Raw genomic sequence first — 26,061 nt, 5'->3', positions numbered from 1 at the left:
AGCCTAAAAAAGCGTGTAGAGTTGCGCGAGAGGTAACGTCTCCGCTGGCTCGCAGGTTAATAATTCGCCATCAGCGCGTACTTCATAGGTTTGCGGATCAACGGTAATGTTCGGCAGCCAATCGTTATGAATCATGTCGAGTTTGGAAATATTGCGCGTGTTTTTACAGGCCACCAAGGTACGGTCCAAACCGAGTGATTCTTTCAAGCCATTATTCAACGCAGCCTGAGAAACAAAGGTCACAGACGTTGCTGCAGCCGCTTTACCGAATGAACCAAACATAGGGCGATAATGCACCGGCTGTGGCGTCGGAATAGACGCATTTGGGTCGCCCATTGGCGCGCTGGCGATCATGCCGCCTTTAATAATCATCGAAGGTTTCACCGCAAAAAAGGCGGGCTTCCATAAGACTAAATCCGCCATTTTTCCCGGTTCAATCGAGCCAACTTCATGACTAATACCATGGGCAATGGCTGGGTTGATGGTGTACTTGGCAATGTAGCGACGAGCACGGAAATTGTCCGCACCAAGTTCTTGGTCTTCTGGCAATAAGCCAAACTGCTGCTTCATTTTGTGAGCGGTTTGCCAGGTTCGAGTCACTACTTCACCAACGCGTCCCATGGCTTGGGAGTCAGACGAAATCATACTGAACGCACCACGGTCGTGAAGAATGTCTTCCGCCGCAATGGTCTCTTTGCGAATACGTGAATCGGCAAACGCCACGTCTTCTGAAATATTGCTGTCCAAATGGTGACACACCATCAGCATGTCTAAATGCTCATCGACTGTGTTGTGAGTATAAGGGCGTGTTGGGTTGGTTGAAGAAGGTAAAACATTTGGATTAGAGCAAGCTTGAATAATATCAGGGGCATGACCGCCACCCGCGCCTTCAGTGTGATAAGTGTGAATCACCCGATCTTTAAAGGCATCAATGGTGCTGTCGACGAAGCCCGATTCATTCAAGGTGTCAGTATGAATGGCGACTTGTACGTCGTATTTTTCTGCCACACTCAGACAACAATCAATTGACGCTGGTGTGGTGCCCCAATCTTCGTGTAGTTTCAGACCACAAGCACCCGCTTCTAGCTGCTCTTCTAAAGCTTCTGGCAAACTGGCGTTGCCTTTGCCCAAAAAGCCCAAATTCATCGGCATGCTGTCCGTGGCTTGTAACATCTTGCCAAGATACCAAGGCCCCGGCGTACAAGTTGTCGCCTTGGTTCCCGTTGCTGGGCCAGTACCGCCGCCAATCATGGTGGTGACGCCAGAGGTCAAAGCTTCTTCAATTTGTTGTGGACAAATAAAGTGAATGTGCGCGTCGATGCCACCCGCGGTCAAAATAGAACCTTCACCAGCGATCACTTCCGTTCCCGGTCCAACCACAATATCAACGTTATCTTGCACGTCTGGGTTACCGGCTTTACCGACTTTAAAAATACGGCCTTCTTTGATGCCAACGTCGCCTTTTACTATGCCCCAATGATCTAACACCAAGGCATTGGTAATCACTAAATCCACAGCCACGTCGTTGGTCACTTGGCTTTGTCCCATGCCGTCGCGGATAACCTTGCCGCCGCCGAATTTCACTTCGTCGCCATAGACAGTGAAATCTTTTTCCACCTGAATCCAGATATCGGTATCGCCTAAACGCAAACGGTCGCCCGTAGTCGGACCGAACATCTGCGCGTAACTTTGTCTGTCCATCGTCGCCATTATTCTGCTCCTAGCAATGTGCCCATGACTTCACCACGAAAACCATAAATGGTTTTCGTGCCAGCATATTCGACCAGCTCTACTTCACGGCCTTGGCCGGGTTCAAATCGCACTGCGGTACCAGAAGCAATATTCAAGCGAAAGCCTTTAGTCACTGCGCGATCAAAAGATAAAGCGGGATTCACTTCAAAAAAATGATAATGGGAGCCAATTTGTACAGGGCGATCACCGGTATTTTCGACGCGAATTTTCACCGTTTTACGGCCCACATTAAGCTCAATATCACCAGCGGCAACCTGTATTTCACCTGGAATCATGATGTTTTCCTTTTAAAAAAAGAACCTGACACATACGTTTAATGACGTTATGAGCGAAGCCAAGACGAGGCAAAAACAGACGAAAAAGCGGAGTCTATGGGGTTATAAATGAGCATTTTGAGTCTGTTTTTAACAAAGTATTGACGAGCACAGTAGTCATTAATTTATAGGATTATGAACGGTGACTAACTTCGTCCCATCTGGGAACGTCGCTTCCACCTGTACTTCATGGATCAACTCAACCACGCCGTCCATTACTTGTTCCGCACTCAATAAAGTTTTGCCATAGGCCATTAATTCCGCCACGGTTTTACCATCGCGAGCACCTTCGATAATTTCCATAGTGATGTACGCCATGGCTTCGGGGTAATTCAATTTAAGGCCGCGATTCAAACGTCGTTCGGCTAGTAAGGCAGCGGTAAATACCAACAGCTTGTCTTTTTCTCTTGGGAGGAGTTCCATTTTTATGCTCCGTTACTTATCTTTATGATTGTTTTCGTTGAACCAAAAAAGAGCACCCGCACCTTTTTAGGTCGACCAAATTCTCGGTTCATTGGATTCTTTGTTCATTAATGCGGGACGAATATCTCGCCAGCACTGAATAAATAGCTCTTTAACTTGTTCGGAATCATGATGAAGACTGCGAACTAAAATGTACTCGCCTACCAAACTTACGCCACTCAATGACCCATGTTGGGTACAGTGCTGGCGAAGGGCGTCGATCAGTTCGTCGTGATTGACTGAATTAGAAGGTTCCTTTAAATCAAACGGCCCTGCGATCATCAAACCATTAATTGGCTTACCATCTAATCCCGCTTTGGCTGAAAAAACAGCACGGCTACTATCATCAATAACCAATCGTTCACGCACCTTAAGACGATCGTTCTGACGAATCTGAAAGCCTTGTTCTGCCTGCCCTTCGCCAAAATCTTCTTGGTTGGCTGGCAAGCCAAAACAGGTGATTTCCCAGCCGATAAACTTAGCGTTATCCGCAAGATCGATACGATTTTCAAGTCGTGTGTGGGCATTGGGATACAGAATGGTTTCTTGTGGCAACCATTCCATTAAGCTGTTTTCAGCGACGTTCAACTGAGTAATTTGATGTTGTAGCGTTTTATCCTTCCGAGCACGATAAACCCGCCCTGCACCCGGAGTAGTGATCAAAACATGAGTATTTTCGGCTAGGTTTGCCGTAATCGTGAGACAATCCCCCGAAACCAAACCACCTGGAGGATGCAATAAATAGACGTGCGCCGTGTCTCGACCTTCAGGATAAAAAGGCTTTTGCACGTACAAAGGCCCTTTGTGATCACAGGTTTTCAACACGGTACCGCGAGTTGTTTGAGAAAAGCCTAATGTCAGAAATGCATGCCAGTGGGAAGCTTCTCCCCGCTCTGGCATTTGAGTTTCTGGCAGCGGTTTTTGGTCGTATTCTTCTGCCAAAGCAAGATTATGTTTATTATTCATTGATGCCCTATAAGCGTCTTTCGCGTGGCTGCTGATTCCAACCAATGCAAAAATCAGACCGCCAAATACTGCTTTATCAAAGTATCGTTAAGGTTCTCCATTTTATCTGCCGCAACAATGCGTCCCTTTTCCATCAGACGAAACTCTTTACCTACGCGACGAGCGAAACCGAGCTTTTGCTCCACCAAGATAACGGTCAATCCTTCTTCTTCGTTCAGCTTTAAAATCACATCGCCAATTTGCTTAACAATGTTGGGCTGAATGCCTTCGTTAGGCTCGTCCAAGATCAAGACTTTTGGTTCTAATACCAAGGCACGACCGATGGCAAGTTGCTGTTGTTGACCACCAGATAAATCACCACCGCGACGATGAAGCATGTCTTTCAATACTGGAAAAAGCTCGAAGATTTTCTCTGGAATATCCTTTGGAGAGTCTTTCGTGCGCTTACCACGAACAGGCAAACCGATACGCAGGTTTTCTTCCACAGTAAGCATGGGGAAAATGTCTCGACCTTGTGGAACGTAACCAATGCCTGAGTAAGCTCGCTTTTCTGCGCTTTGCTTGTTTAGCGTTTCGCCTTCCATGGTGATGTCGCCACTTTTGATCGGCAGCAACCCCATAATGGCTTTCAGCAAAGTAGTTTTGCCCACGCCATTACGACCCATGATGCAAGTAATCGAGCCGGGGACTATCTCTAAATCCAAACCCCAAAGAATCTGCGTGCCGCCGTAAAGTTGATCAACCTTGTTAATTGAAATCATGCTGTGGCTCCTGTTTTTGCGGCTTCTTCACCAAGGTACACTTCAATAACGTCTTTGTTACTTTGAATCTGATCCATCGTACCTTCCGCCAATACAGAGCCTTGGTGCAAAACGGTGACTGTGCGAGCAATACTGCGCACAAATTCCATATCGTGTTCGACCACAATCACAGTTCGCTCTCCAGCCAGAGAGGTTAGTAGCTCCGCCGTGCGTTCTGTCTCTTGTGCTGTCATGCCAGCTACAGGCTCATCGATCAACAAAAGTCTTGGCTCTGCCACCAACAACATACCGATTTCTAACCATTGTTTTTGACCATGAGACAAGGCACCCGCCAACATGAATCTATGCTTAGCTAAACCAATGGTTTTTAATACTTCATCAATGCGGTCGATTTGTGTCGGTGTTAAACGCGAGAACAAGGTCGGCAAGACACGCTTGTCAGTCTTAAGAGACAACTCCAAATTATCGAACACAGTTTGTTCTTCAAACACGGTTGGCTTTTGGAATTTACGACCAATACCAAGCTGAGCAATTTCCGCTTCGTCTTTATTTAATAAGTTGTGATTCTGCCCAAAGAAAACCGTGCCAGAATCACACTGGGTTTTACCCGTAATCACATCCATCAAAGTGGTTTTACCCGCTCCATTGGCACCGATCAAACAGCGTAATTCGCCATCGTTAATATAAAGATTAAGATTGTTTAGCGCTTTGAAGCCGTCGAAGCTCAAATTCAAATCTTCCACGTACAGAATCATCTGATTACCGACATTTACCTCGGCCTGCGCTGGAGCCAAAAATGGCCAAACCTGATCACGACGGAAGAGTTCACGGGTGCTATCTAACGTACTCATGCTTGTGACTCCTTATTCATCACTGTATTTCGCTTAGCCTTTAGCTGCCCATAAAGCCCCATCAAACCTTTTGGCAAATACAAAGTAACCAGCACAAACATAGCACCTAAGGCGAACAACCAAGCATCGGGCATGATGGCAGTAAAACGAGTTTTCGCGTAGTTCACTAACAAGGCCCCAATCACCGCGCCAATCAAGGTGCCACGACCACCTACCGCTACCCAAATCACCATCTCGATCGAGTTAATGGGGGAGAATTCACCTGGGTTAATAATGCCCACTTGCGGTACATACAAAGCGCCAGCAATGCCAGCGATGACAGCGGAATAAACAAACAACCACACTTTGTATCTATCAGTACGATAGCCGATAAAACGTGAACGGGATTCTGAATCACGAATCGCCAACACCACCTTGCCAAGACGAGAAGACAAAATCTTTTGGCTTACAACAAACACCACAGCCAGCAAGATAGCCGTGATCAAGAACAAGGCAACTCGCGTGCTGTCGGCCTGTAAACTGAAGCCAAGAATTTCTTTAAAATCGGTCAAGCCATTGTTGCCGCCAAAGCCCATTTCGTTACGGAAGAACGCCAACAGCAAGGCATAGGTTAAGGCTTGCGTCATGATGGAAAGATAAACGCCCGTTACACGAGAACGGAACGCTAACCAACCAAACACAAAGGCCAACAAACCAGGCACTAGCACTGCCATTAACATGGCGAACCAGAACTGATCCATGCCCAGCCAAAACCAAGGCAATTCTTTCCAGTCTAAAAACACCATAAAGTCAGGCAACAAAGGATTACCGTAAACCCCGCGATCACCAATTTGACGCATCAAATACATGCCCATCGCGTAACCGCCCAAGGCGAAAAATGCCCCGTGACCTAAACTCAAAATACCGCAATAACCCCAGATAATGTCCACTGCTAGCGCCAGCATGGCGTAGCATAAATACTTGCCCAATAAGGTGATGGTGTAAGTACTGACATAAAAAACTGAGTCAGCGGGTAACAATAGATTCGCCGCCGAAGCCAAAATAGTCACACTCAATAAAATCACCACAAATGGCAGAGTGTGTTTGCCCGTCGAGCGCCCTTCAGAAAACCAAGCTATAAGACGTTTCATTCTGCCGCCCTCCCTTTTTGTGGAAAGAGTCCCTTAGGACGTTTTTGAATAAAGAGAATAATAAACACCAAGACCAGAATAGCTGCGAGAACTGCACCCGTGGTTGGCTCAAGAAATTTCGTTGCGATGCCCAAGGTAAAGGCCGCTACCAAGGTGCCAAGCAAGTTGCCCACGCCACCGAACACCACCACCATGAAAGAATCGATAATGTAAGATTGACCCAAGTTTGGTCCAACGTTGGTCAATTGACTTAACGCCACACCAGCAATACCTGCGATACCAGACCCCAAACCAAAGGTCATCGCATCGACCCAATTGGTTTTTACACCCATAGCTTTTGCCATGTTGCGATTTTGCGAGACAGCACGAACGTTTAGCCCCAGAGAGGTTTTCTTCAATACAATCACCAAGACGATGAACACCAACAAGGCAAAGGCTAAAATATACAAACGGTTTAGCGTTAAAGATAAAACGGGGTTAATTTCCCAAGAGCCACTCATCCAGCTAGGCGTGGATACTTGACGGTTAAGCGGTGAGAAAATCGTCCGTACCAATTGCTGCAAGATCAAACTAATACCAAAAGTGGCCAGCAAGGTTTCCAATGGGCGGCCATGCAAACGACAAATAACTAAGCGCTCTATCAATACGCCCATCAAGCCAGATACTAAAAAGGCAGCTGGAATCGCTACCCAAATCGAGTAATCGATGTAATTCGGCATAATCAACTGCACCACATATGTGGTGTAAGCACCCAACATGATCATTTCGCCGTGAGCCATGTTAATCACGCCCATCACACCAAAAGTAATCGCTAAGCCAATAGATGCCAGCAACAATACCGAGCCAAGGCTCAAACCAAAAAACAACTGATCGACAAAGGCAAAACGATTCACTCGTTGCGCGATTTTTTCTAATGCCGCATTGGCAGCACTCACAACAGCGGCGCTGTCGTCACGGGTAAGTCGAGTCAGCAAGTTGCGTACATCGCTTTCCAAGCTAGTCGACATTTTTTCAATCGCCGCAATACGATTAGAAGGTGCCAACTCCGTTTGTGATGCCGTATTCATAGCAAGCGCCAATCCCATGGCTTCTTTTACTTTTTTGTTCGTCTCATTCGGGTAAAGGCCTTCTAAAACCTCGACCGTGTCGTCATCTAATTTAGACAAGAGCTCTCTAACCGCATTTTCACGCACACTAGGTGACTTTGCAGTGAGTTGAATTCGGGCCATGGCATTGCGTAAATAACCACGTAATTTATTGTTTACTCGAATTTTATCCACATCTCCTTTCTGAAGATCGGTTCGAGTTTGTTGAGTAAATACATCTTTATAAACAGTTTCACCATTCACATCGGACTGACCAACAACCTGACCTTCCGCTTCGATGTAATACAAATTGCCCTCTAATAAAGTACGGAAAAGGGGCAAAACACTGTCGTCAGATGCGGCCTCAATTCTGACCAGAATCGGCTCTACGTCTTTCATTTTGGCTTCACCCAACTCGACTAAAAGAGGGTCCAAAGACGTCGACTCCGCGCCATAGCTGGGAAAGGATAAAAGCCCAAAAAGACAGCAGCAAAGTGCGATGCAATGTTTCACGGTGATACGTCTCAAGGTCATACTCCATGTATCGGAAGGTTTTTAAATCAGAACTCGATTTGAAGAGAAAAATAACTCTCTGACTAGACAAGCTATTCAGCCGCTAGACAGAGAGTCGAGGTTACCCCTGGGAATGGGTCAACTTAATAGTTCTGACCAGAACACGTTTTGGTTTTGGTGTTGTAGTTACCGCACTTAATCGGCGCCGTCCAATCTGAAATCAGATCTTTAGAACCAGGTAAGAAGTCAGACCACGCATCACCCGCCACCACGCCATCGGTTTCCCAAACCACTTCAAACTGACCATCGTCTTGGATCTCGCCAATTAGCACAGGTTTGCTCAAGTGATGGTTTTTGTTCATTACCGCAACACCACCGGTTAGATTTGGCGTTGTTTGGCCGATCATGGCTTGCTCAACCGCATCAACATCTGTTGTGCCCGCTTTCGTTACTGCGTTCGCCCACATTTTGAAACCGATATAAGTCGCTTCCATTGGGTCGTTGGTTACACGATCAGAGTTTTTAGTGTAGGCATGCCACGCTTTAATAAAGGCTTCGTTTTCTGGTGTTTCAACACTTTGGAAATAGTTCCAAGCCGCCAAATGACCAACCAATGGTTTTGTATCTAAACCAGAAAGCTCTTCTTCACCAACAGAGAAAGCCACAACAGGAATGTCTTCTGATGAAATACCTTGGTTACCCAATTCTTTGTAGAAAGGTACATTTGCGTCACCATTGATAGTAGACACCACGGCAGTTTTCATACCTTCGCTACCGAATTTACTGATGTCAGATACGATAGACTGCCAATCAGAATGACCAAATGGCGTGTAGTTGATCATAATGTCTTTTGCTGCAACACCTTTGGCTTTTAGGTACGCCTCAAGAATTTTGTTGGTGGTACGAGGGTAAACGTAATCTGTTCCAGCGAGCACAAAGCGCTCTACGCCAAGATCGTTCATCAAATAATCCACAGCAGGAATCGCCTGTTGGTTTGGCGCAGCCCCTGTGTAAAACACGTTTTTAGACGACTCTTCGCCTTCGTACTGAACTGGGTAAAACATTAAACCGTTCAACTCTTCCAATACTGGCAATACCGATTTACGAGAAACTGATGTCCAACTACCAAAAATCACATCCACTTTGTCTTTGGTTAATAACTCGCGACCTTTTTCTGCAAACAATGGCCAGTTTGATGCTGGGTCAACCACCACAGCTTCGATCTTCTTACCTAACAAACCACCCTTTTTGTTTTGCTCATCCACCATCATCAAGACAGTGTCTTTTAGCGTGGTTTCAGAAATCGCCATGGTGCCAGACAAGGAGTGCAACACACCGACCTTGATTGTGTCTGCCGCCAGCGAAGGAAGCGCAATAAGCGTTGCACCAGAGAGCACAATCGCAGAAGTAAGCGTTTTGATTTTCATAGTTGGAGCCGTCCTATTGTGATTTATAATATTTTTGAGTCTTCAGGTGAGGTTTTTAGAAAACCTCTAATCTGTAGAGCCAGTATTAAAAAATCACTGAAAGAAAGGTATGCGCGAAATGACTTAGCCGTATACGTCATTTGACGTATACGGCGGTTTTGTTCCCTCCCCTTTCTTCAAGGAGAGGGTTAGGGAGGGGTTGCTCTTTGGTTCCATTCGAACGCTTTGTATTCCCAACCTTTATTCCGCCCTGCTGGGCGTGTAACTTTTGCCCAGATCCGCAAAAGTAACCAAAAGGTCTCTTTAAGAGAGATTGCCTCGTAAACCCTTTTGTATAGATATTTGTCTTCTGACCTAACGCACAGAAGGCATAGATTATTTTTGCAATTGTGAGGAAGGACGTTTTTAACTGACTATGAAACTCCATAAGGTCGCGCAATCAGGATTGCGTCGAACTGACTTCATCGGTTTTCGTAGGTCTGCATGAGGGAGGCACGACCGTAATCAGACGATTTAAAGTGGCGCTTTAATTTTTCATATTAAGTCGTTGTTATAAGGCGATATCTGGATATTCGATGCTGAACGAACTAACGTAAACAAAAATCACCTCGGGTAAAAATGAATAAACACTTCTTATAGGACCCCCTTTAACCTAATATTATAAAAAATGCATGCCACGTTATAACATGAAGAACAGGATTAATAATGGACTTCGAAACTAAATCAAAAAATCCTGAGTTTTGGTTTATACAAGCAAACCAAATGTTAGCAGCATCAGAGGCTTTATATTCCTCTTTAAATGATCCGAACTCACTAGAAGAAGCAATGATTGGATACCACAAAGGATCAATGTTTCTTTTAGGAATTTCACTTGAAAATGCCCTTAAAGGAGTTCTGGCGTCCAGAGGAAAATTAAAAGTTGAGCATGATAAAATCTCTTTCCCAAAATGTAAAAACCATGATTTAAACGATATTGCAAAGTTGATAAATATTGAAATGACAAATTATGAATTAGAACTATTAGAACGTTTAAGTATTTATACTATCTGGGCTGGAAAATATGGCACACCATTACGTAAAAGCGAATACTCAAACGCCCAAGGAAAACAGTATCAAAGCGATATAGATTTTGATATTGACAAAAGTTTAATAAGCAAACTTAAAAATACAGCTGATGTACACAATAATTCAGGTTACTAAGTTATAAACTGAATCATAACTTTATGATTTTCACCAAAAGCTTCACTAGCTTATTGACCCTCATCCCTTCAGAAAACTAAGCCTTTCCACACCTCCACCTTTCAACCGCTCTATCAGCCCCATCGCTCCGTCTTTATTTTTCGTTCTATCTGGATAAACGAGGTAGTAGGCTTTTCTTAGTGGAAGTGTGATTGGGCTGAGTGTGATGAGTTGCCCTGTTTTCAGTGCGTTTTGGATGAAGAGTCCTTGGCCGAGTAGTAGGCCTTTGCCTTGTATGGCGGCGTCGATCGCCATGCTGGAGAGGTTGAATTGTGGGCCTTTGTTGGGTTTTCGGTTGTGGTAACCTGCGGCGTTTAGCCAGTCTTGCCAGTTTGGTAGGTATGGATTCTCGTTGCCCCAGTCGATATGGATCATTGGTTTTTCAAGTAAGGTATCTAAATCCCTCTGCGCTATTCCGTTAACGAGTGATGGACTGGCGACTAGGTGTACTTCGTCTTGGAATAGAAAATCGTGGTTCAGTGATTTGTCTTGTTTACCAAAGCTGATGCTGGCGTCACAGCGACTAAGGTTGAAGTCGACCGACGTATGGCTTGCTTCCACTCGTATTTCTAGGTCTGGATGTTGTTCCATTATATGAAGTACTTTGGGCATTAACCATAAGCTAGCAACGGAGGGTAATGTGTGCAGTGTAAAAATCGTTTGCTGATTTAATTGGTCTAAACTGGCTTGTCCACGTTGCAGGCTTTCAATCGCTTGGTTGGCAAAGTATAGGTATTGCTGACCCGCTTGAGTCAGCTCGACACCTAGTTTAGAGCGCTCAAACAGTGTTGCGTCTAGGTGAGATTCTAGCTGTTTTATTTGTTGGCTGACGGCCGCTGGCGTTATGCACAAGGCTTTTGCCGTTTTCGCAAAATTGCCTGTTTGCGCGGCATTTATGAACGTGGTTAAGCTGTTTAGATTAGGCAGTTTTAACATAATACTCTCAAGATAATACTTTCAAACACTGTGCCTTTTTACATGACAGCGCCATCCTACCTTTCAATTTATACCCTTTATTGTTAAGCAAAAATTAATGATAGATATATAAAATATTGATTTAAATATTTTGCTAACGTCATTAATCTGGACGATATCGTTGCCAATATAAAAGATCAAAACCTAAAGAGGAACAGCAATGTCATTATCCAATATTATTAATAAAGCCGCTTATTCTATTGAAGATAATGACTTCAGAGCAGATTGTAAAAAGACTTTGTCTAAAAACGGGGCTTTGGTTTTGCCTGACTTCCTCAATCATAAGGCGATTCAAGCCATTATTGAGGAAGGCGAGGCGAAGAAAGACCTTGCTTGGTATACGAAGTCGACTCATAACGTTTACTTAACAAATACCGATCCTAGTTTCGATGCCGATCATGCGAGAAATAAGCAGGTCATTTCCTCTAAAGGTTGTATTACGGACGATCAAATTTCTGAAAACTCGCCACTACGACAACTTTATGATTCGGCTGTATTTCGAGCCTTTCTTGCCAATGTGTTAGATGAAGAGGCGCTGTATAACTATGCCGACAATCTTTCGTCTATCAACTTACACTTCGCCAGCAAAGGCCAAGAGTTAGGTTGGCACTTCGATAACTCGTCGTTTGCTATTACCTTATTAATTCAAAAACCTGAGAGTGGCGGTGTATTTGAATACATTGAAAACATGCGCAACGCCGATGTTGGTGAGATGAATTACAGCGGTGTCAGTGAGGTTCTCGCGGGACAGAAAAAAGTCAAAGAATTGGCAATCGAACCCGGCGCTTTGGTGCTTTTCCGGGGTCGAAATGCCATTCACCGAGTCACACCAACAAAAGGCGATACCACCCGCATGTTGGCGGTTCTCGCCTATAACTCACAACCCGGAATTACACTCTCCGAAGCGGCTAGAAAAACCTTTTATGGTCGGGTGAATTAATAGACATCCGCTACTTTATGTTCACTTTGGGGGTCTCTCTACCCAACATAGTTAGTTGCGAAACATTTCCTCGATAAATCCGTTTACAGTTGACCGATTAAAAATTAAATTAGTCGCGTTATTTTTGCTGTGAATAGGTCTTTGCTCAATCCTTCTGCCGTGCTAACGGCGCCGCCTATCTCTTCTCCCCAAATACAAAATGTGGATGCTATGAACGAAAACGTTATGAATGTGACTAATAAGCCACCATTCAAGGTGATGGCTATTGCCTGTGTGGTTTGTTTAATCTTAGGTTTTGGAATTCTTAATCCTGGTAGTTTGCCAATTAACTCTGTGGTGTTAGCTATTGGTTTAATGATCTTTCTCTGTGTTGCGCGAGTGCCCGTTACTATTGCCTTGATCGCTTCCGCTTTAGTGGGCGGTTTGCACAGCGGTTTGTCTACTGAAGAAGCCATTGCCGCGATCAATGACAATTTATTAGTCGGCTCACAAGTTGGTATGACCTACATTATGGTTGGTGCGCTTGCTGTTGCTCTTGCTCGCAGCGGTGTGTTGGATTTGCTGGCTAGAAAGCTGGTGAGCATGTTGGGCAATGAAGATACAAAACACCAAAGTAAGGTGAAGTGGCTGCTTTATGGAATTTTCATGGTTGCGTCGCTTTTGTCGCAAAATGCCGTGCCTGTTCATATTGCGTTTATTCCAGTAATGATTCCCCCACTGTTGGTAATTTTTAATAAATTACGCATCGACCGCCGCGCCATTGCCTGTGTATTAGCATGCTCTATCAGTTCGAGTTATTTGTTGTTACCAACTGGCTTTGGGGCAATTTTCTTAAATGAAATCCTGCTAGCAAACGTTAACGACGTTGGTTCTGCCTACGGTTTAGCGGTGACGGCTGACATGGTTCCAAAGGCGATGTTTTTGCCGGTGATGGGGATTCTTGCGGGTATGTTGGTAGCGGTGTTTTTCTCATACCGCAAACCGCGCGACTACACGACGAATGACGTTGCCTTAGAACATCTAGAGAAAACCAAAGACACGGTAATCAAACCATTTCAATTGGTGATGACGCTGATTGCGGTTGCGGTCACTTTGGTGTTTCAAGTCACTTTTGATTCGTTGCTTGTTGGCGCCATGCTTGGCTTTATGATTTTATCCCTTGCCGGTATTTTCCGTTGGGACCAGCAAGACGATGTCTTCACGCAAGGCATGCGCATGATGGTGCAGATTGCAGTGATTATTACCATCGCGTCTGGCTTTGCTGGCGTTTTGGAAGCAACTGGGGAAATTAAGCCTTTGGTACAAGCCTCGGCTGAACTGATTGGCGATCACAAGGCGCTAGCCGCTGCGATTATGTTGATTGTTGGCTTGTTCATTACCATCGGATTTGGTGATTCATTCGCCAGTGTGCCTATTCTTGCGCCCATTTATATTCCCCTTGCTCTGACGCTAGGCTTTTCGCCAATGGCAGCCGTCGCCTTGTTAGGCGCTTCTGCTGCATTGGGTGATGCTGGCTCACCCGCTTCAACTATTACTCTTGGCGCGACCTCTGGCCTCAATGCCGATGGTCAACACGACCACGTGCGTGACTCGGTGATTCCTACCTTTATGCACGCTAACTTTGGCATGGTTATTTTTGCTTGGATTGCCGCAATGGTTCTATAAAAATCGAGCACTTCACGCCAACGCCTTGACCATAATGTGCTGTGGACCCGCAGCACCGCCATGGTAAAGGGTGTTGGTGTCTTCAAACCCACCCTTTAAATACAGTCCCTTGGCGATAGGGTTTTGACAATTTACCGTGAGGTAGATGGTTGAATGATTAGGATAAGCTTCGCTTAGGTAGTTTGATAACGCCAAGATCGCCTGTTTTGCGTAGCCTTTTCCCTGATACTTTTTGTCAATAAAGAAGCTACGCAGGCCGATTGAATTAGATTGACTGACAAAGTCGTATTTTTCTGCGTACGTGGTATCGATCAAAAAGAAGCCAACTACTTGATCCTCGGCGAAAATAACATGGGGACGTATTTGCGCATTAGCGCTTTTTATAATCTCGTCAATGGTGCCAACAAACTGCTTTTGTTCTTCAACAACTCCCAGTGTAATAACGTCTGCTAAGTGCCGAGTCGTCATTTTTTCAATAGTAACCATGCTCTCTCCTTCTCACTATTTTCTTTTTTATCTTGTTGTATTTATTCCATTAGCCCAAATTATAATCAGCTATCCAATTTAAAAGTGGTGTTCTATGTTTTTCATCAAGCTCGTTGTTGCCTTGATCGTTATGCTGGGTCTAGCGATTTATCTCGTTAATTTAAACATTAAATCCAAGGTAAATCCTATCGAGGAAGTCACTTCCGCACCTTATGAAGACTCAAAGTTTCATAATACCGCACCACGTAATCCCATGTCTTTTGCTGACACTGCGGCGTTATGGGTTCGTTTTTTTACTGAGAAAAAAGTCGACACCACACCCGATATCAACATTCCAGTACGTACGGTTAGCCGAGCGAATTTAGACGCACTGAGCGAGGATACGATCCATTTGGTTAAGCTTGGGCATTCTTCTATTTTATTAAAAGTCTATGGAGAGTATTGGCTGATTGACCCTGTATTTTCGGATCGTGCATCACCGTTTCAATTTGTTGGACCAAAACGATTCCATCAGCCGCCAATTAGTTTAGAAGATTTACCGCCTATCGATAAAGTCTTGATTTCCCATAATCATTACGATCATTTAGACAAAGCGAGCATCAAAATTTTGCTCGCGAAAACGCAACAATTTTTGGTACCAAAAGGTGTAGATGGAGATCTAATTAATTGGGGAATCGAGGCCAATAAAATCGTTACATTCGATTGGTGGCAAGAACTTAAGACTCGCCATGGTTTGGTTGCTTTTACACCTACACAACATTTTTCTGGTCGTGGAATGGGCGATGGCAATGCCACCTTGTGGGGATCTTGGGTCATTAAAACACCACAAGAAAGCATTTTCTTCAGCGGTGATTCTGGCTATTTTTCAGGATTTAAAGAGATTGGCGACAAGTACGGGCCCTTTGATCTCACCATGGTAGAAACAGGCGCTTACGATAAAGACTGGGCGGATATCCATATGAAGCCAGAGGAAAGTATTCAAGCACATATGGATTTACAGGGTAAAGTGATGATGCCAATTCATAATGGCACTTTCGATTTGGCATTTCATACCTGGCATGATCCGTTTGATCGGGTAGTTACTGAAGCTGAACGTCGTGAAGTGACGTTAAGTACTCCAGAATTTGGTCGTATATTTTCCATTATCGATTTGCCGCCGTTAACGTCTTGGTGGCAACAGACACCTTAATCAGCACACCTTTCGTCAGACCTCGGCGCTTTGCTATCTTCTGGTAACCAAGCGCTGAAACCATCGTCAATAAAATGCTTTCGCTTCTTCTCGTAGATATTGGATCAGTGTCTGCATTTTTTTGGGTAGGTGACCAAAAGGGTATTGCAGATAAACCGGAAGTGGCTTGCCCTGCCATTCAGGCAAACACGAGACAAACACTTCAGGATGTCGTTTTATATGTTTATCTGCAAAATAATGGGGCAATAAGCCAACACCTTTACCTTGAATAATGGCTTCTGCATGCAAAATATATTGGTCTACCGTAAGACGTGATTGCGGCAGATCAAACGATACATCACCCTCAGTTTTATGCTCTAGGGTGATGTTGTTTTGTTCATTCTTTAAGGTATCAACCCAAGCGTAATGATTAAGCTCTGTCGGGTGATTTAACATACCAATGCGTTTCAAATAGTCTGAGCTGGCATACAAACCTTGACTTAGAGCACCAATCTGCTCAGACCGAAGCTGATCATTAACCGGCTCACCAACCCACACGCATATATCGTTGCTTTTTATTTCTTGGAACAACTGATTGCCAGTGCGGACTTCAATATTGACCTGAGGAAACTCTTCTAGGAAATCAAACATGAGTCCCGAAAACCAACCTCGAACTAGCGTTGTGTGAACATACACAACTAACGACCCACTAATTTCATCTTTCAATTCTTCAACCGCTTTGTGTCCTTCATCGGCGACATGGAGCAGTTTTTTGGCAAACGGCAAGAATTTAATTCCAGCCTCATTGGCAAAAAGTCGATTGGCTTGCCGACGCAGTAAAGGCTGATTTAATGCGTCTTCCAAATGGCTAATACGACGGCTCAGGGTGGATTTTGATACACCTAGTTGTTGAGCACTATCCTTAAGGCTGCCTGTTTCCATAACGGATACAAACGTCCTCACTTCATTTAAATCGTACATTTACTTTCCCTTGACTCATTTTTAAATGCCCTAAACACGGACCCTTTTTATAAGTTGTTGCAAAAAAAGGAACAGAGCGTATCAACACAAAAAAATCATATTGCTAGATAATACAAATGATAAGCATTCTTAATATCTTTTAGGACTTAATTATACAAAATTAGTTCCAACACAACTATGGAGAAATTGTTCATAATGTCCCCTTCAGCTCGCAATTATAAACTTACAACACTAGCTGCGTTAATCAGTGCTACCACTCATTCAGCAACGCTATTAGCAGAAGAGAATACTGTTGACCTAGATAAATTGGTTGTGTCGGCTTCGGGATATGAACAACAAATCACAGATGCCCCAGCGTCTATAACTGTCGTCACACAAAAGGAACTAGAAAAGAAAGCCTATAGAGATGTCACAGATGCCTTGAAAGATGTGCCTGGTGTTATGGTAACGGGCGGTGGCTCATCAAGTGATATATCCATGCGTGGAATGAGCGGCAAATACACTCTTATACTTGTCGATGGAAAGCGCCAAGGCTCACGCGAGACAAGACCAAATAGTGATGGTCCAGGTATCGAGCAAGGCTGGACGCCACCATTATCAGCGGTTGAACGCATCGAAGTAATCCGTGGCCCAATGTCTTCACTGTACGGCTCAGATGCGCTTGGTGGAGTCATTAATATCATCACTAAAAAAGTACAAGATAAATGGGGTGGTGAGCTGTCATTAAGCACGACACGTCAAGACAGTTCAGTGTCAGGAGATAGCCAACAGGCCGACTTGATGCTAAGTGGACCTTTAATCAAAAATACGCTCGGGTTACAACTTTACGGTCAAATTTCACAACGTGATGAAGACGACATTGCTAATGGCTATGCAGATCAAGAAATTACAAATGGTACAGCTAAACTTTCTTGGGTTTTGTCAGAAAACCAGAATCTAACCTTTGAAGCAGGTAAAGAAACACAAAACAGGACGGTCAGTTTAGGAAAATCCGCAGGGGGAAGAGCATCATCTGATAGTGATGTAGAGTACGATCGTGAACACTATGCCATTACACATTCAGCAAGAGTAAATGGTAATAGTATTGAAACATATCTAACCCATGAAGAAGTCGACAACCCAAGTCGTGATATGAACTATCAAAACACGGTACTAAATAACCAAACAATACTACCATTTGACTCTCATGTACTAACCCTTGGCGGTCAATATGATTATCAAAAATTAAAAGACGAAGGTAATGAAGCTGGCAATGGTATCGATGAGCTGACTCGCTGGAATGCTGCGTTATTCGCGGAAGATGAATATTTTATTACTGACAACCTTTCGGTTACCGGTGGCTTACGCTATAACGAAGATGAAAACTATGGCTCCAACGTATCACCGCGTTTGTATAGTAACTGGTCATTCGCTCAAGACTGGACCTTAAAAGGTGGCATAAGCACTGGCTACCGTTCACCAGATCTTCGCCAAGGTAGCGACGGTTGGGGGCAAATATCTGGCCGTGGTTCGGCGCTTATTCTCGGTAACTCTGAACTAAAGCCAGAAGAAAGCACCAGCCACGAGATTGGTCTTTATTGGGATAATCAACAAAGCACTCAAATTAGCGCCACCCTATTCCACACTAACTATAAAGATAAAATTACTGAACAGCGCATTTGTGATACCACTGCAGGAGATGCTAGCTGTTCTTATTCAGGAAACTCTTATACATTTATTAGTGAGCGGACCAACGTAGATCGTGTAGAAATGCAGGGCGTTGAGTTAACCTTATCCCATGAATTCACAGACACACTATTTATTGCAGCTAATTACACCTATACAGATTCCGAACAAAAAACAGGTGATTTTGCTGGTGAACCGCTAAACCGTCTACCAAAACACATGGCTAATGCGACACTGAACTGGGATGCTACTCCAAAGCTTACGTCTTGGACTCGAGTGAACTATCGTGGTAAATCTAGTGAAGGTTTGGTCCGCACGTCAATAGAGGAAGCAATTCCTTCCTATACCTTTGTCGATACAGGTATCAGCTACAGCATCAACAGTGCAGTGTCTGTTTATGCGGGCGTATATAACTTATTTGATAAAAAAGTAGATTACGATACTTACAACAAAGTATTAGACGGTCGTCGTTATAATGCCAAAGTAAAAGTAGTCTTCTAGTTCATGCTCTTTTGAATTTCCCTTTGTGCTAACCGCACAAAAAGACCGCAACCTAGCTTGCGGTCTTTTTTTGTCTTCGCTTTTTGTTATCATTTTTTCTATTTGACCAAATCACAGGCGAAAAAAAACCACGCCCTCCAAAAGAGAGGCGTGGTTTTTATACCATCAACAAAAATTAGTTTTGGTTGATGAAGTAATTAATCACGTAAGCAGGCAGTTCTGCCGCTGGCACAACGATTTGTTCCATTGTGTCACGATCACGAACCGTCACTGGTGAACCTTCTTGTTCGATAGAATCGAAATCGACGGTGACACAGATAGGCGTACCTACTTCATCATGACGACGGTAGCCTTTGCCTACGTTACCTGTGTTTTCATAAAGAATACGACCAAGACCCAACTTCTGCAGCTTGTTCTTCAATTCTTTCGCAAGCGCAACGATCTCTGGCTTGTTCTTCTTAAGCGGCATGATAGCCACTTTAATCGGTGCTAGATGCGGTTTGAACTTAAGTACTGTACGAGACGTACCGTTTGGTAGCTCTTCTTCTGTATAAGCTTCTGTCATCACAGCCAGTAGACCACGGTCTAGACCTGCTGATGGCTCGATACAGAAAGGCACTTCCCATTTGTTCGCTTCGAGATCACGGATAGCCAACTTAGCTGTAGAATGCTCGTTTTTCTTAACTTTTGCAGAAAGACCGAATTCTTCTTGAGCTTTGGTGTGAGAACCTAGATCGTAGTCAGTACGGTTCGCCACGCCTTCTAGTTCTTCAAAGCCATGTGGAAACTTGTACAAGATATCCACAGTAGATTTAGAGTAATGCGCTAAGTCATCGCCAGTCACGTATTCAAACTGGATGTTTTCTTCGGCAAGACCTTGATCCAACCACCACTGTTTACGTGCACCAACCCAGAAGTCATGCCATTTTTCATCTTCACCTGGCTTACAGAAGAATTCCAATTCCATTTGCTCGAATTCACGAACACGGAAGATGAAGTTACGTGGCGTGATTTCGTTACGGAAAGATTTACCAATCTGCGCGATACCGAATGGCAAAGTACGAGAAGTAGAATCAACCACGTTTTTGAAGTTAGTAAAGATACCTTGAGCGGTTTCTGGACGAAGGTAAGTGTAAGACTCTTCGTTCACCATTGGGCCAACGTTGGTTTTGAACATCAAGTTAAAATCGCGAGGCTCAGTCACATTGGTAGAACCACAGTTGTCACAGACTTTGATGTCTTTCATGTGATCGGCACGCATACGAGATTTACACTCGTGGCAATCAACCATTGGATCGGTAAAAGTATCTTCATGACCAGAGTATTTGTAGACGTGTTTGTTTTGAATGATTGCAGCATCCAAACCTTCTACATCGTCACGCTCATAAACCATGGCGCGCCACCAAGCGGCTTTCAGGTTGTTTTTTAATTCAATACCTAGCGGACCGTAATCGTAAGCACCTTGCATACCACCGTAGATTTCACTGCCTTGGAAAATAAATCCGCGACGCTTACATAGGGAGACGAGTTCATCCATTGTTTTAGCTGGCATTTCTAAACACACCTTAAGCAAAATTCGTTAATAAGGACATAAAAGCCGATTAGGCCTCATGTTCAAGTAATAATAGCCGTCCATTGTACTCGTTGACCCTATTTCGCTCAATGGCGATTCCTTGTAAGCAGAGAATAAGTCTTTAAGACATCACTCTGATAAGAGCCAAACAAAAAAATACACGGATATTTAATCTAAACAGTGCATAACAAAAAACTTTACACTTTTATGCACAAAAATAGGACAAAATAAGGAACTGAGGTGCTGTTTTAAAGTCTATTTTGATAGATAATTCGTATTGTTTTCATATTCTCTTTTATACAGTTCTAACTTAAAGGTAACGGCATGCGTTCTTACAAGCCAATAGTAGCCACATTAGCAGTATTGGGCATTATTCCATTTCTCTTCACAACATATTTAAGCCTAACCAATGGTAGTTTCCTTGGTAAATCTGGTGTCACGCTTTTTGCTTCTTATGCTGCGGTTATGATCAGCTTTATTGGCGGCACAATGTGGGGACGATTAATAGAGCTTCCTGAAAGTCGTACTGGCGCAAAACTGCTGATTTGTTCTTTTGTAGCGGTCTTTTTCGCGTGGGTTTCTTTGCTATTAAAAACGCCTGAGCTTTCTGTCGTGCTTTTATTGCTAAGCTTGATCACCATTTTTTGGGTAGATGCGCGTTGGTTAAAACAGTCTAATAATGCAAAACCGTATTACACTTCGCTTAATTTTAGTCTGACCTCAGTTATCTCTATTATGCATTTGCTGGTTCTGTACCCACATTATTAAACCCTTCACCGAAAAATCGGCACTAGCAAACTGATCTAACTCTCTTTTCGCTACGTATCATTACTCGACAAACACATGAAAAGAGTAATGATACATGCTAACCATTTTCTACGATGGCCACTGTCCTCTCTGCGCTGCTGAAATGCAGACGTTGCAATCATTAGATACGCAAAAAAAATTGCAGTTAGAAGACATCCACGCTGATAATTTCACGGATAAATTCCCGTATATTGATCCAGTTGAAGCGGATAAATTGCTTCATGGTCAACTCGCTGATGGCAAAATAATCAAAGGATTAGACGTCACTTGTCTTGCTTGGAAACTAGTAGAAAAACACAAATGGATGCAAATGCTCCGCTGGCCAGTAATTCGTTTTTTTGCCGACATAGGTTACAAATTTTTTGCGCGTTACCGCCACCAAATATCATCCTTTGTGACAGGTAAACCACGCTGCTCATCTTGTCTTAAAGATCGTTGTGACTTGTAAACGATCTTATCTACTTTGCTTATTGTCGGAGTATTAACATGCCCTCTTTCTACGCCTTGGTGATTGGTGCGAGCAGCGCCATTGCTCAAGCTACTATTCAACAGTTCGAAGCCGACCAAGACTGCCTTGGCGTGTTTGCCGTTAGTCGTTCTTTACCACTCCACCCAGTCCATGAAAAAGTTCAATGGCTAGAGTCTGATTATACGGAAGCCAGTATTCAGCAGGTCTGTAAAAAACTGACGCCTTATTCTGGAAAGATAAATAAAGTATTGATCTGCAATGGTATTTTGCATGACGAGAGTATGATGCCAGAAAGAAAGCTAGAAGAAATAAGAGCTTCTCAGCTAGAAACTATATTTCATACAAATACCATCACTCCCATGCTGTGGCTCAGCCAGTTATTACCCGTTTTACAAGGCGAGCAAGCTACACAAGTTGCATTATTTAGTGCTCGAATTGGCAGTATTTCAGATAATAAAACCGGCGGTTGGTACAGTTATCGAGCCTCAAAAGCCGCTCTAAATATGCTCATTCAAACCAGCGCAGTGGAATACGCCAGAAGAGCCAAAAACATCAAGCTCATCGCTTTTCATCCTGGCACCACAGACACACCGCTATCCAAACCTTTTCAACGATCAGTGCCAAAAGACAAACTTTTCACTGCAGACTTTGTTGCCACACAGCTTTTATCCATAATGGAAAATATCGCCATGGACAACAAAGCGGCTTATCTTGATTGGAATAACCAACCGATTGAGTGGTGATATTTCGAACACCACTCAACGATGAAGTAGAGGATGTGTTAAATCATGTCCAAGCTTAAAAACAATCGCTTACTTTCAACACTGGCCGACGGGGAACGATGCACTACGCCACGACCCAATGACGTTGGCCATTCATCGCCTTTCATTAACGCCACATCTCCCACGCTTAATTGATTAATGCGCCCTTTATCATGCAAACCACTATTGTGATCCGTCACATGACTAGCCAATCCTAGGCGATCTCTTATTACATGAGCCTCATGCAGCCATTCACTACCACTTCCTGCGTACGTCGATACCAACCGGCAAGGAATTTTATCGACATGAAAACGCGGACACATTGCATTAGAAAGTACATTTAAGCGCAAGCCCACTTCTTCAAGGTCAAATAAGCACGCAAACATATCAACCAATAACATCACATCTTCCACAAACAGAGCTTTATCTTCAGTGTCAGGCAGCTGCTTAGTTAACATGGCTTTAAGTTGATCTGAATTTCCTTGAGATCTAAAAGCAAAATTCGGGGCAGACACCAATAGAGACTCAGCATATTTTTCCAATAGACCGAGCGGTCTTTGCCAAACAGCCATACTAATATTGTTTTGATAAATATCAGCAAGCACATCTTGATGAGAAGACTTCACCACACCAAGCAAGGTTGGCTTTTTATCAACCTTCTTTTGATCGATCTGTTCAAAATGGCTGACGTTGAAATTAATGCTTTTTAAATCAACTGATTGGGATATTTTTTGTAAACTAAGATTCACCTTCAAAACAACTTCCTCTAAAAATGCAGACAACAAGTAGCGTCAAACTCAACAATGTTACGTTATAACATTTTAAAAATAAAGGATTGAAATGATGCCTCCGAATCCATTAAGTTAGTGCTAATTCAAAAGAGATAGATGCCATGGAACAGCTAGATTCAACCGATCGTAAGATTCTTAATTTGCTGCAACACGATGGCAGTCTGAGTGCGACTCAAGTGGCCGATAAGATCGGCTTGTCTCAATCGCCCTGCTGGCGGCGTATTAATCGTCTGGAACAAGAAGGTTATATTCGCTCGACACAAGCAATTTTAGACAGAAACAAATTGGGGCTGGGCATCGTTGTCTTGGTAAATATCAAACTCTCTTCCCATGGCAGAAAGATGCTGGATGAATTCGAGCAAGCCATTGTCGACTATCCCGAGGTGGTAGAATGCTGGACAATTTCTGGATCAATGGATTACAGCCTAAGGGTGGTGTCCAACAGCATTGAAAGCTATGAGCACTTCTTGCGCAGCCAGTTATTGCAACTGCCACACATTCAAGAAGCACAAAGTCACTTCACTATGCGTGAAGTAAAGAATATCACTACCCTACCATTGGACTTTTAACGATTAGCGCAGCAACCCTCTATTTAAGCAGCGGATCGTCTTTTGGTAATAGCTTTTGAATCCACAACGCGAGCTTGTGTTTCATACTTGGCAAGTCTTCTTTATCCGCTGGCAATGCAACCACCAACTTATCCAATACCAATAAACGATAAATCGCTTCGGTTTTTTCATTGGCAGACATGGTGGAAGAAAAACCCGCATAACCACGTTTCAGAGCATAATTTTCGCCCACTTGAATGGCTTTTTTACTAAGAGCGGCTTCATTTTTAATTTTTTTCATAGCTTTCCCTATTCGTTGCGTGATCAAACAAACCGCTTAAGGGGATTGTCGACATACTTGGTATTCAAATCATTCTCATGACTCTATCAGCTTTTACTACTCAACCAAGCATTTCCAACGAATAAAAGCCAAAAACCACTTAATAAACACAATGTTAGTGACTTTCTTAACACCAAAACATCCCTTATATACGACTAAAGAATAAGAGTAAATTCAAACTATTGTCGACAATCCGGCTTGATAAAACACAAAAACACGACTATAACTAGGATCATTGTCAACAATAAAGCATTTTATCACGCTTATTTTGTCTATAAGAGTAAAGCATGAGTAACCTAATTTCGATCAAATCTGCGACACTGTCTGAAGACATCGCCCAGCAGCTCACCAACGCTATAGTGCAAGGTCATATCTCCCAAGGCAGTAAGATATCTGAGCCAGAACTCGCCAAACAATACGGTGTTTCTCGCGGGCCATTAAGAGAAGCCATCGTCAAACTAGAAGGCCTTGGCCTTGTCACCCGCACTGCCAATGTCGGCGCTCGCGTTATCCAGCTAAACACACAAGACATGCTCGACACCTTCACCATGCGAGAAGCATTAGAAGGCATGGCCGCTCGCTTAGCTGCCAGCAAGATGCCATCTGATGAAATAGACAGCTTGTACGCATTGCTCGATAAGCACCAAGCGCACCTAGATGCCAATCAAGACGAACATTACGTGCAACAAGGTGGCAACGACGATTTTCATTTGCGCATCATTCACGCCAGCGGCAACGCCAAACTTATTCGCTTATTAACAGAAGAATTGTACGCAGTGATTCGCATGTATCGTCGCCATACAGCAGATCAACGCAGCGACCCGCGCCAAGCATTACGCGAACACAAAGCCATTCTAGATGCGATAGCGAATCACGAAGGCGATCTTGCGGAACTGCTGATGCGTCGTCATATCAGCCGCGCCAGCAAATTATTGGAACAAGCAATGGAACATTCTGCCGTTGCTTACCGACCCTAGTAAACTCGTTCTAAAGAGAGAAAAATAATGACAAGACTTTCAGCAGGCGCCCGTTTTAGACAAGCCGTCGCCACACAATCTCCCTTACAAGTCGTCGGCGCGGTAAACGCTTATTGCGCCATGATGGCGGAACAAACGGGCCATCATGCCATTTACTTATCAGGCGGTGGCGTTGCTAACGCATCTTATGGTCTACCCGATTTAGGCATGACAGATTTACACGATGTGTTAGAAGACGTAAGACGCATTACGTCTGCCTCTAACTTACCGCTATTAGTCGACATTGATACTGGCTTTGGTGGCGCCTTTAACATCACCAGAACCATTCAACAAATGGAAAAAGCCGGCGCGGCGGCGGTGCATATTGAAGATCAAGTCCAGCAAAAGCGCTGTGGTCATCGCCCCAATAAAGCCATTGTCAGCCAAGACGAAATGGTCGACCGTGTAAAAGCCTGCGTAGATGCGCGAGTTGACGACGACTTTGTCATCATGGCTCGCACCGATGCTCTGGCTGTAGAAGGCATGGAGTCGGCTATCGAACGCGCCATTGCTTGTGTGGACGCTGGGGCGGACATGATTTTCCCAGAAGCCATGATCACCTTGGATCAATACAAAGAATTTGTCGCTGCGGTGAAAGTGCCTGTATTGGCAAACATCACCGAATTTGGTGCGACACCGCTGTTTAGTAAAGAAGAATTAGCCAGCGCTGGCGTAGATTTGGTGCTTTATCCGCTCAGCGCATTTCGCGCTATGAACAAAGCGGCCCTCAATGTCTATCAACATTTATTAAACGATGGCCACCAGCGCAATGTGGTCGATGAAATGCAAACTCGTAACGAGCTTTACGAATTTCTCAACTACCATGAATACGAAGATAAATTAGACGCACTTTTCTCTAAAAAATAAGAACAGGA

At 43.9% G+C, this 26,061-nt stretch carries 26 protein-coding genes; 11 read left to right on the top strand and 15 right to left on the bottom strand.

The annotated features are described in order from the left end of the window. Positions 1 to 3 precede the first annotated feature (3 nt). From ureC to urtA, 9 genes are all read right to left on the bottom strand, one after another. Positions 4 to 1,710, bottom strand: coding sequence for an urease subunit alpha (gene ureC / locus AC2A4J_RS05745; RefSeq protein WP_484175271.1), 1,707 nt, complete (start codon positions 1,708 to 1,710; stop codon positions 4 to 6). Beyond that, complete coding sequence (locus AC2A4J_RS05740; RefSeq protein ID WP_484175270.1) at positions 1,710 to 2,027, bottom strand: urease subunit beta; 318 nt, start codon at positions 2,025 to 2,027, stop codon at positions 1,710 to 1,712. The genes ureC and AC2A4J_RS05740 overlap by 1 nt, the downstream gene beginning before the upstream one ends. 159 nt (positions 2,028 to 2,186) lie before the next feature. Next, entirely contained in the window at positions 2,187 to 2,489 is a 303-nt protein-coding gene (locus AC2A4J_RS05735; protein WP_110575688.1) for an urease subunit gamma, read from the bottom strand. 66 nt (positions 2,490 to 2,555) lie between these two features. Further along, positions 2,556 to 3,494 (bottom strand): urease accessory protein UreD, encoded by a 939-nt coding sequence (locus AC2A4J_RS05730; RefSeq protein WP_484175269.1) that lies wholly within the window; start codon positions 3,492 to 3,494, stop codon positions 2,556 to 2,558. A 53-nt stretch (positions 3,495 to 3,547) separates the two neighbouring features. Continuing rightward, a complete protein-coding gene (gene urtE, locus AC2A4J_RS05725) occupies positions 3,548 to 4,255 on the bottom strand; it encodes an urea ABC transporter ATP-binding subunit UrtE (RefSeq protein ID WP_114412365.1) in 708 nt (235 codons plus the stop codon). After that, a complete protein-coding gene (urtD, locus tag AC2A4J_RS05720; RefSeq protein ID WP_484175268.1) occupies positions 4,252 to 5,106 on the bottom strand; it encodes an urea ABC transporter ATP-binding protein UrtD in 855 nt (284 codons plus the stop codon). Before urtD ends, urtE begins: the two co-directional genes overlap by 4 nt. Next, a complete protein-coding gene (gene urtC, locus AC2A4J_RS05715) occupies positions 5,103 to 6,236 on the bottom strand; it encodes an urea ABC transporter permease subunit UrtC (protein WP_484175267.1) in 1,134 nt (377 codons plus the stop codon). Before urtC ends, urtD begins: the two co-directional genes overlap by 4 nt. After that, positions 6,233 to 7,855, bottom strand: a complete 1,623-nt coding sequence (gene urtB, locus AC2A4J_RS05710) for an urea ABC transporter permease subunit UrtB (protein WP_484175266.1) — start codon at positions 7,853 to 7,855, stop codon at positions 6,233 to 6,235. The genes urtC and urtB overlap by 4 nt, the downstream gene beginning before the upstream one ends. Positions 7,856 to 7,977: 122 nt before the next feature. Continuing rightward, positions 7,978 to 9,261, bottom strand: coding sequence for an urea ABC transporter substrate-binding protein (gene urtA, locus AC2A4J_RS05705; protein ID WP_484175265.1), 1,284 nt, complete (start codon positions 9,259 to 9,261; stop codon positions 7,978 to 7,980). A 705-nt stretch (positions 9,262 to 9,966) separates the two neighbouring features. On the opposite strand from urtA, the gene AC2A4J_RS05700 reads away from it, so the two are divergent. After that, positions 9,967 to 10,461, top strand: coding sequence for a hypothetical protein (locus AC2A4J_RS05700; RefSeq protein WP_484175264.1), 495 nt, complete (start codon positions 9,967 to 9,969; stop codon positions 10,459 to 10,461). 60 nt (positions 10,462 to 10,521) lie between these two features. On the opposite strand, the gene AC2A4J_RS05695 is transcribed toward AC2A4J_RS05700, so the two are convergent. Continuing rightward, positions 10,522 to 11,436, bottom strand: coding sequence for a LysR family transcriptional regulator (locus AC2A4J_RS05695; RefSeq protein WP_484175263.1), 915 nt, complete (start codon positions 11,434 to 11,436; stop codon positions 10,522 to 10,524). A gap of 199 nt (positions 11,437 to 11,635) precedes the next feature. Between AC2A4J_RS05695 and AC2A4J_RS05690 the strand changes: the two genes are divergently transcribed. Next, complete coding sequence (locus tag AC2A4J_RS05690; RefSeq protein ID WP_484175262.1) at positions 11,636 to 12,415, top strand: HalD/BesD family halogenase; 780 nt, start codon at positions 11,636 to 11,638, stop codon at positions 12,413 to 12,415. 324 nt (positions 12,416 to 12,739) lie between these two features. Continuing rightward, positions 12,740 to 14,080, top strand: a complete 1,341-nt coding sequence (locus AC2A4J_RS05685; protein ID WP_484175363.1) for a Na+/H+ antiporter family protein — start codon at positions 12,740 to 12,742, stop codon at positions 14,078 to 14,080. A 12-nt stretch (positions 14,081 to 14,092) separates the two neighbouring features. Here the strand turns inward: AC2A4J_RS05685 and AC2A4J_RS05680 are convergent, their stop codons facing one another. After that, positions 14,093 to 14,566, bottom strand: coding sequence for a GNAT family N-acetyltransferase (locus tag AC2A4J_RS05680; protein ID WP_484175261.1), 474 nt, complete (start codon positions 14,564 to 14,566; stop codon positions 14,093 to 14,095). A 94-nt stretch (positions 14,567 to 14,660) separates the two neighbouring features. Here AC2A4J_RS05680 and AC2A4J_RS05675 point away from each other — a divergent pair, with 94 nt between their 5' ends. Then, the gene (locus AC2A4J_RS05675; RefSeq protein WP_484175260.1) at positions 14,661 to 15,755 is read left to right on the top strand and encodes an MBL fold metallo-hydrolase; all 1,095 of its coding nucleotides are present in this window, start codon (positions 14,661 to 14,663) and stop codon (positions 15,753 to 15,755) included. Between the two features lie 66 nt (positions 15,756 to 15,821). Here the strand turns inward: AC2A4J_RS05675 and AC2A4J_RS05670 are convergent, their stop codons facing one another. After that, positions 15,822 to 16,715, bottom strand: coding sequence for a LysR family transcriptional regulator (locus AC2A4J_RS05670; protein ID WP_484175259.1), 894 nt, complete (start codon positions 16,713 to 16,715; stop codon positions 15,822 to 15,824). Between the two features lie 195 nt (positions 16,716 to 16,910). Between AC2A4J_RS05670 and AC2A4J_RS05665 the strand changes: the two genes are divergently transcribed. Continuing rightward, positions 16,911 to 18,881, top strand: a complete 1,971-nt coding sequence (locus AC2A4J_RS05665; protein ID WP_484175258.1) for a ligand-gated channel protein — start codon at positions 16,911 to 16,913, stop codon at positions 18,879 to 18,881. A 175-nt stretch (positions 18,882 to 19,056) separates the two neighbouring features. Here the strand turns inward: AC2A4J_RS05665 and AC2A4J_RS05660 are convergent, their stop codons facing one another. Then, positions 19,057 to 20,433 (bottom strand): glycine--tRNA ligase, encoded by a 1,377-nt coding sequence (locus AC2A4J_RS05660; RefSeq protein WP_484175257.1) that lies wholly within the window; start codon positions 20,431 to 20,433, stop codon positions 19,057 to 19,059. 345 nt (positions 20,434 to 20,778) lie between these two features. Between AC2A4J_RS05660 and AC2A4J_RS05655 the strand changes: the two genes are divergently transcribed. From AC2A4J_RS05655 to AC2A4J_RS05645, 3 genes are all read left to right on the top strand, one after another. Then, positions 20,779 to 21,222, top strand: coding sequence for a DUF3429 domain-containing protein (locus tag AC2A4J_RS05655; RefSeq protein WP_484175256.1), 444 nt, complete (start codon positions 20,779 to 20,781; stop codon positions 21,220 to 21,222). Between the two features lie 94 nt (positions 21,223 to 21,316). Beyond that, positions 21,317 to 21,709 carry a thiol-disulfide oxidoreductase DCC family protein gene (locus tag AC2A4J_RS05650; RefSeq protein ID WP_484175255.1) on the top strand — a complete coding sequence of 131 codons (393 nt, stop codon included), beginning with the start codon at positions 21,317 to 21,319 and terminating at the stop codon, positions 21,707 to 21,709. Positions 21,710 to 21,747: 38 nt separating this feature from the next. Further along, positions 21,748 to 22,473 (top strand): SDR family NAD(P)-dependent oxidoreductase, encoded by a 726-nt coding sequence (locus AC2A4J_RS05645; protein ID WP_255828077.1) that lies wholly within the window; start codon positions 21,748 to 21,750, stop codon positions 22,471 to 22,473. A gap of 38 nt (positions 22,474 to 22,511) precedes the next feature. Here AC2A4J_RS05645 and AC2A4J_RS05640 read toward each other — a convergent pair whose 3' ends face one another. Further along, positions 22,512 to 23,240, bottom strand: coding sequence for a DUF1826 domain-containing protein (locus AC2A4J_RS05640; RefSeq protein ID WP_484175362.1), 729 nt, complete (start codon positions 23,238 to 23,240; stop codon positions 22,512 to 22,514). Between the two features lie 143 nt (positions 23,241 to 23,383). Between AC2A4J_RS05640 and AC2A4J_RS05635 the strand changes: the two genes are divergently transcribed. Beyond that, positions 23,384 to 23,851: an Lrp/AsnC family transcriptional regulator gene (locus tag AC2A4J_RS05635; RefSeq protein WP_255828076.1), complete on the top strand. Its 468-nt coding sequence runs from the start codon at positions 23,384 to 23,386 to the stop codon at positions 23,849 to 23,851. 19 nt (positions 23,852 to 23,870) lie between these two features. Here AC2A4J_RS05635 and AC2A4J_RS05630 read toward each other — a convergent pair whose 3' ends face one another. After that, positions 23,871 to 24,131: a DUF5062 family protein gene (locus AC2A4J_RS05630; protein WP_168822450.1), complete on the bottom strand. Its 261-nt coding sequence runs from the start codon at positions 24,129 to 24,131 to the stop codon at positions 23,871 to 23,873. Positions 24,132 to 24,457: 326 nt separating this feature from the next. On the opposite strand from AC2A4J_RS05630, the gene AC2A4J_RS05625 reads away from it, so the two are divergent. After that, positions 24,458 to 25,147, top strand: a complete 690-nt coding sequence (locus AC2A4J_RS05625) for a GntR family transcriptional regulator (protein WP_255828075.1) — start codon at positions 24,458 to 24,460, stop codon at positions 25,145 to 25,147. Positions 25,148 to 25,174: 27 nt separating this feature from the next. Next, entirely contained in the window at positions 25,175 to 26,053 is an 879-nt protein-coding gene (prpB, locus tag AC2A4J_RS05620) for a methylisocitrate lyase (protein WP_255828074.1), read from the top strand. Positions 26,054 to 26,061: the final 8 nt, after the last annotated feature.

This window comes from Marinomonas sp. ATLA20, assembly GCF_057180105.1.
This window is presented reverse-complemented; position numbering and strand designations above follow the sequence as displayed.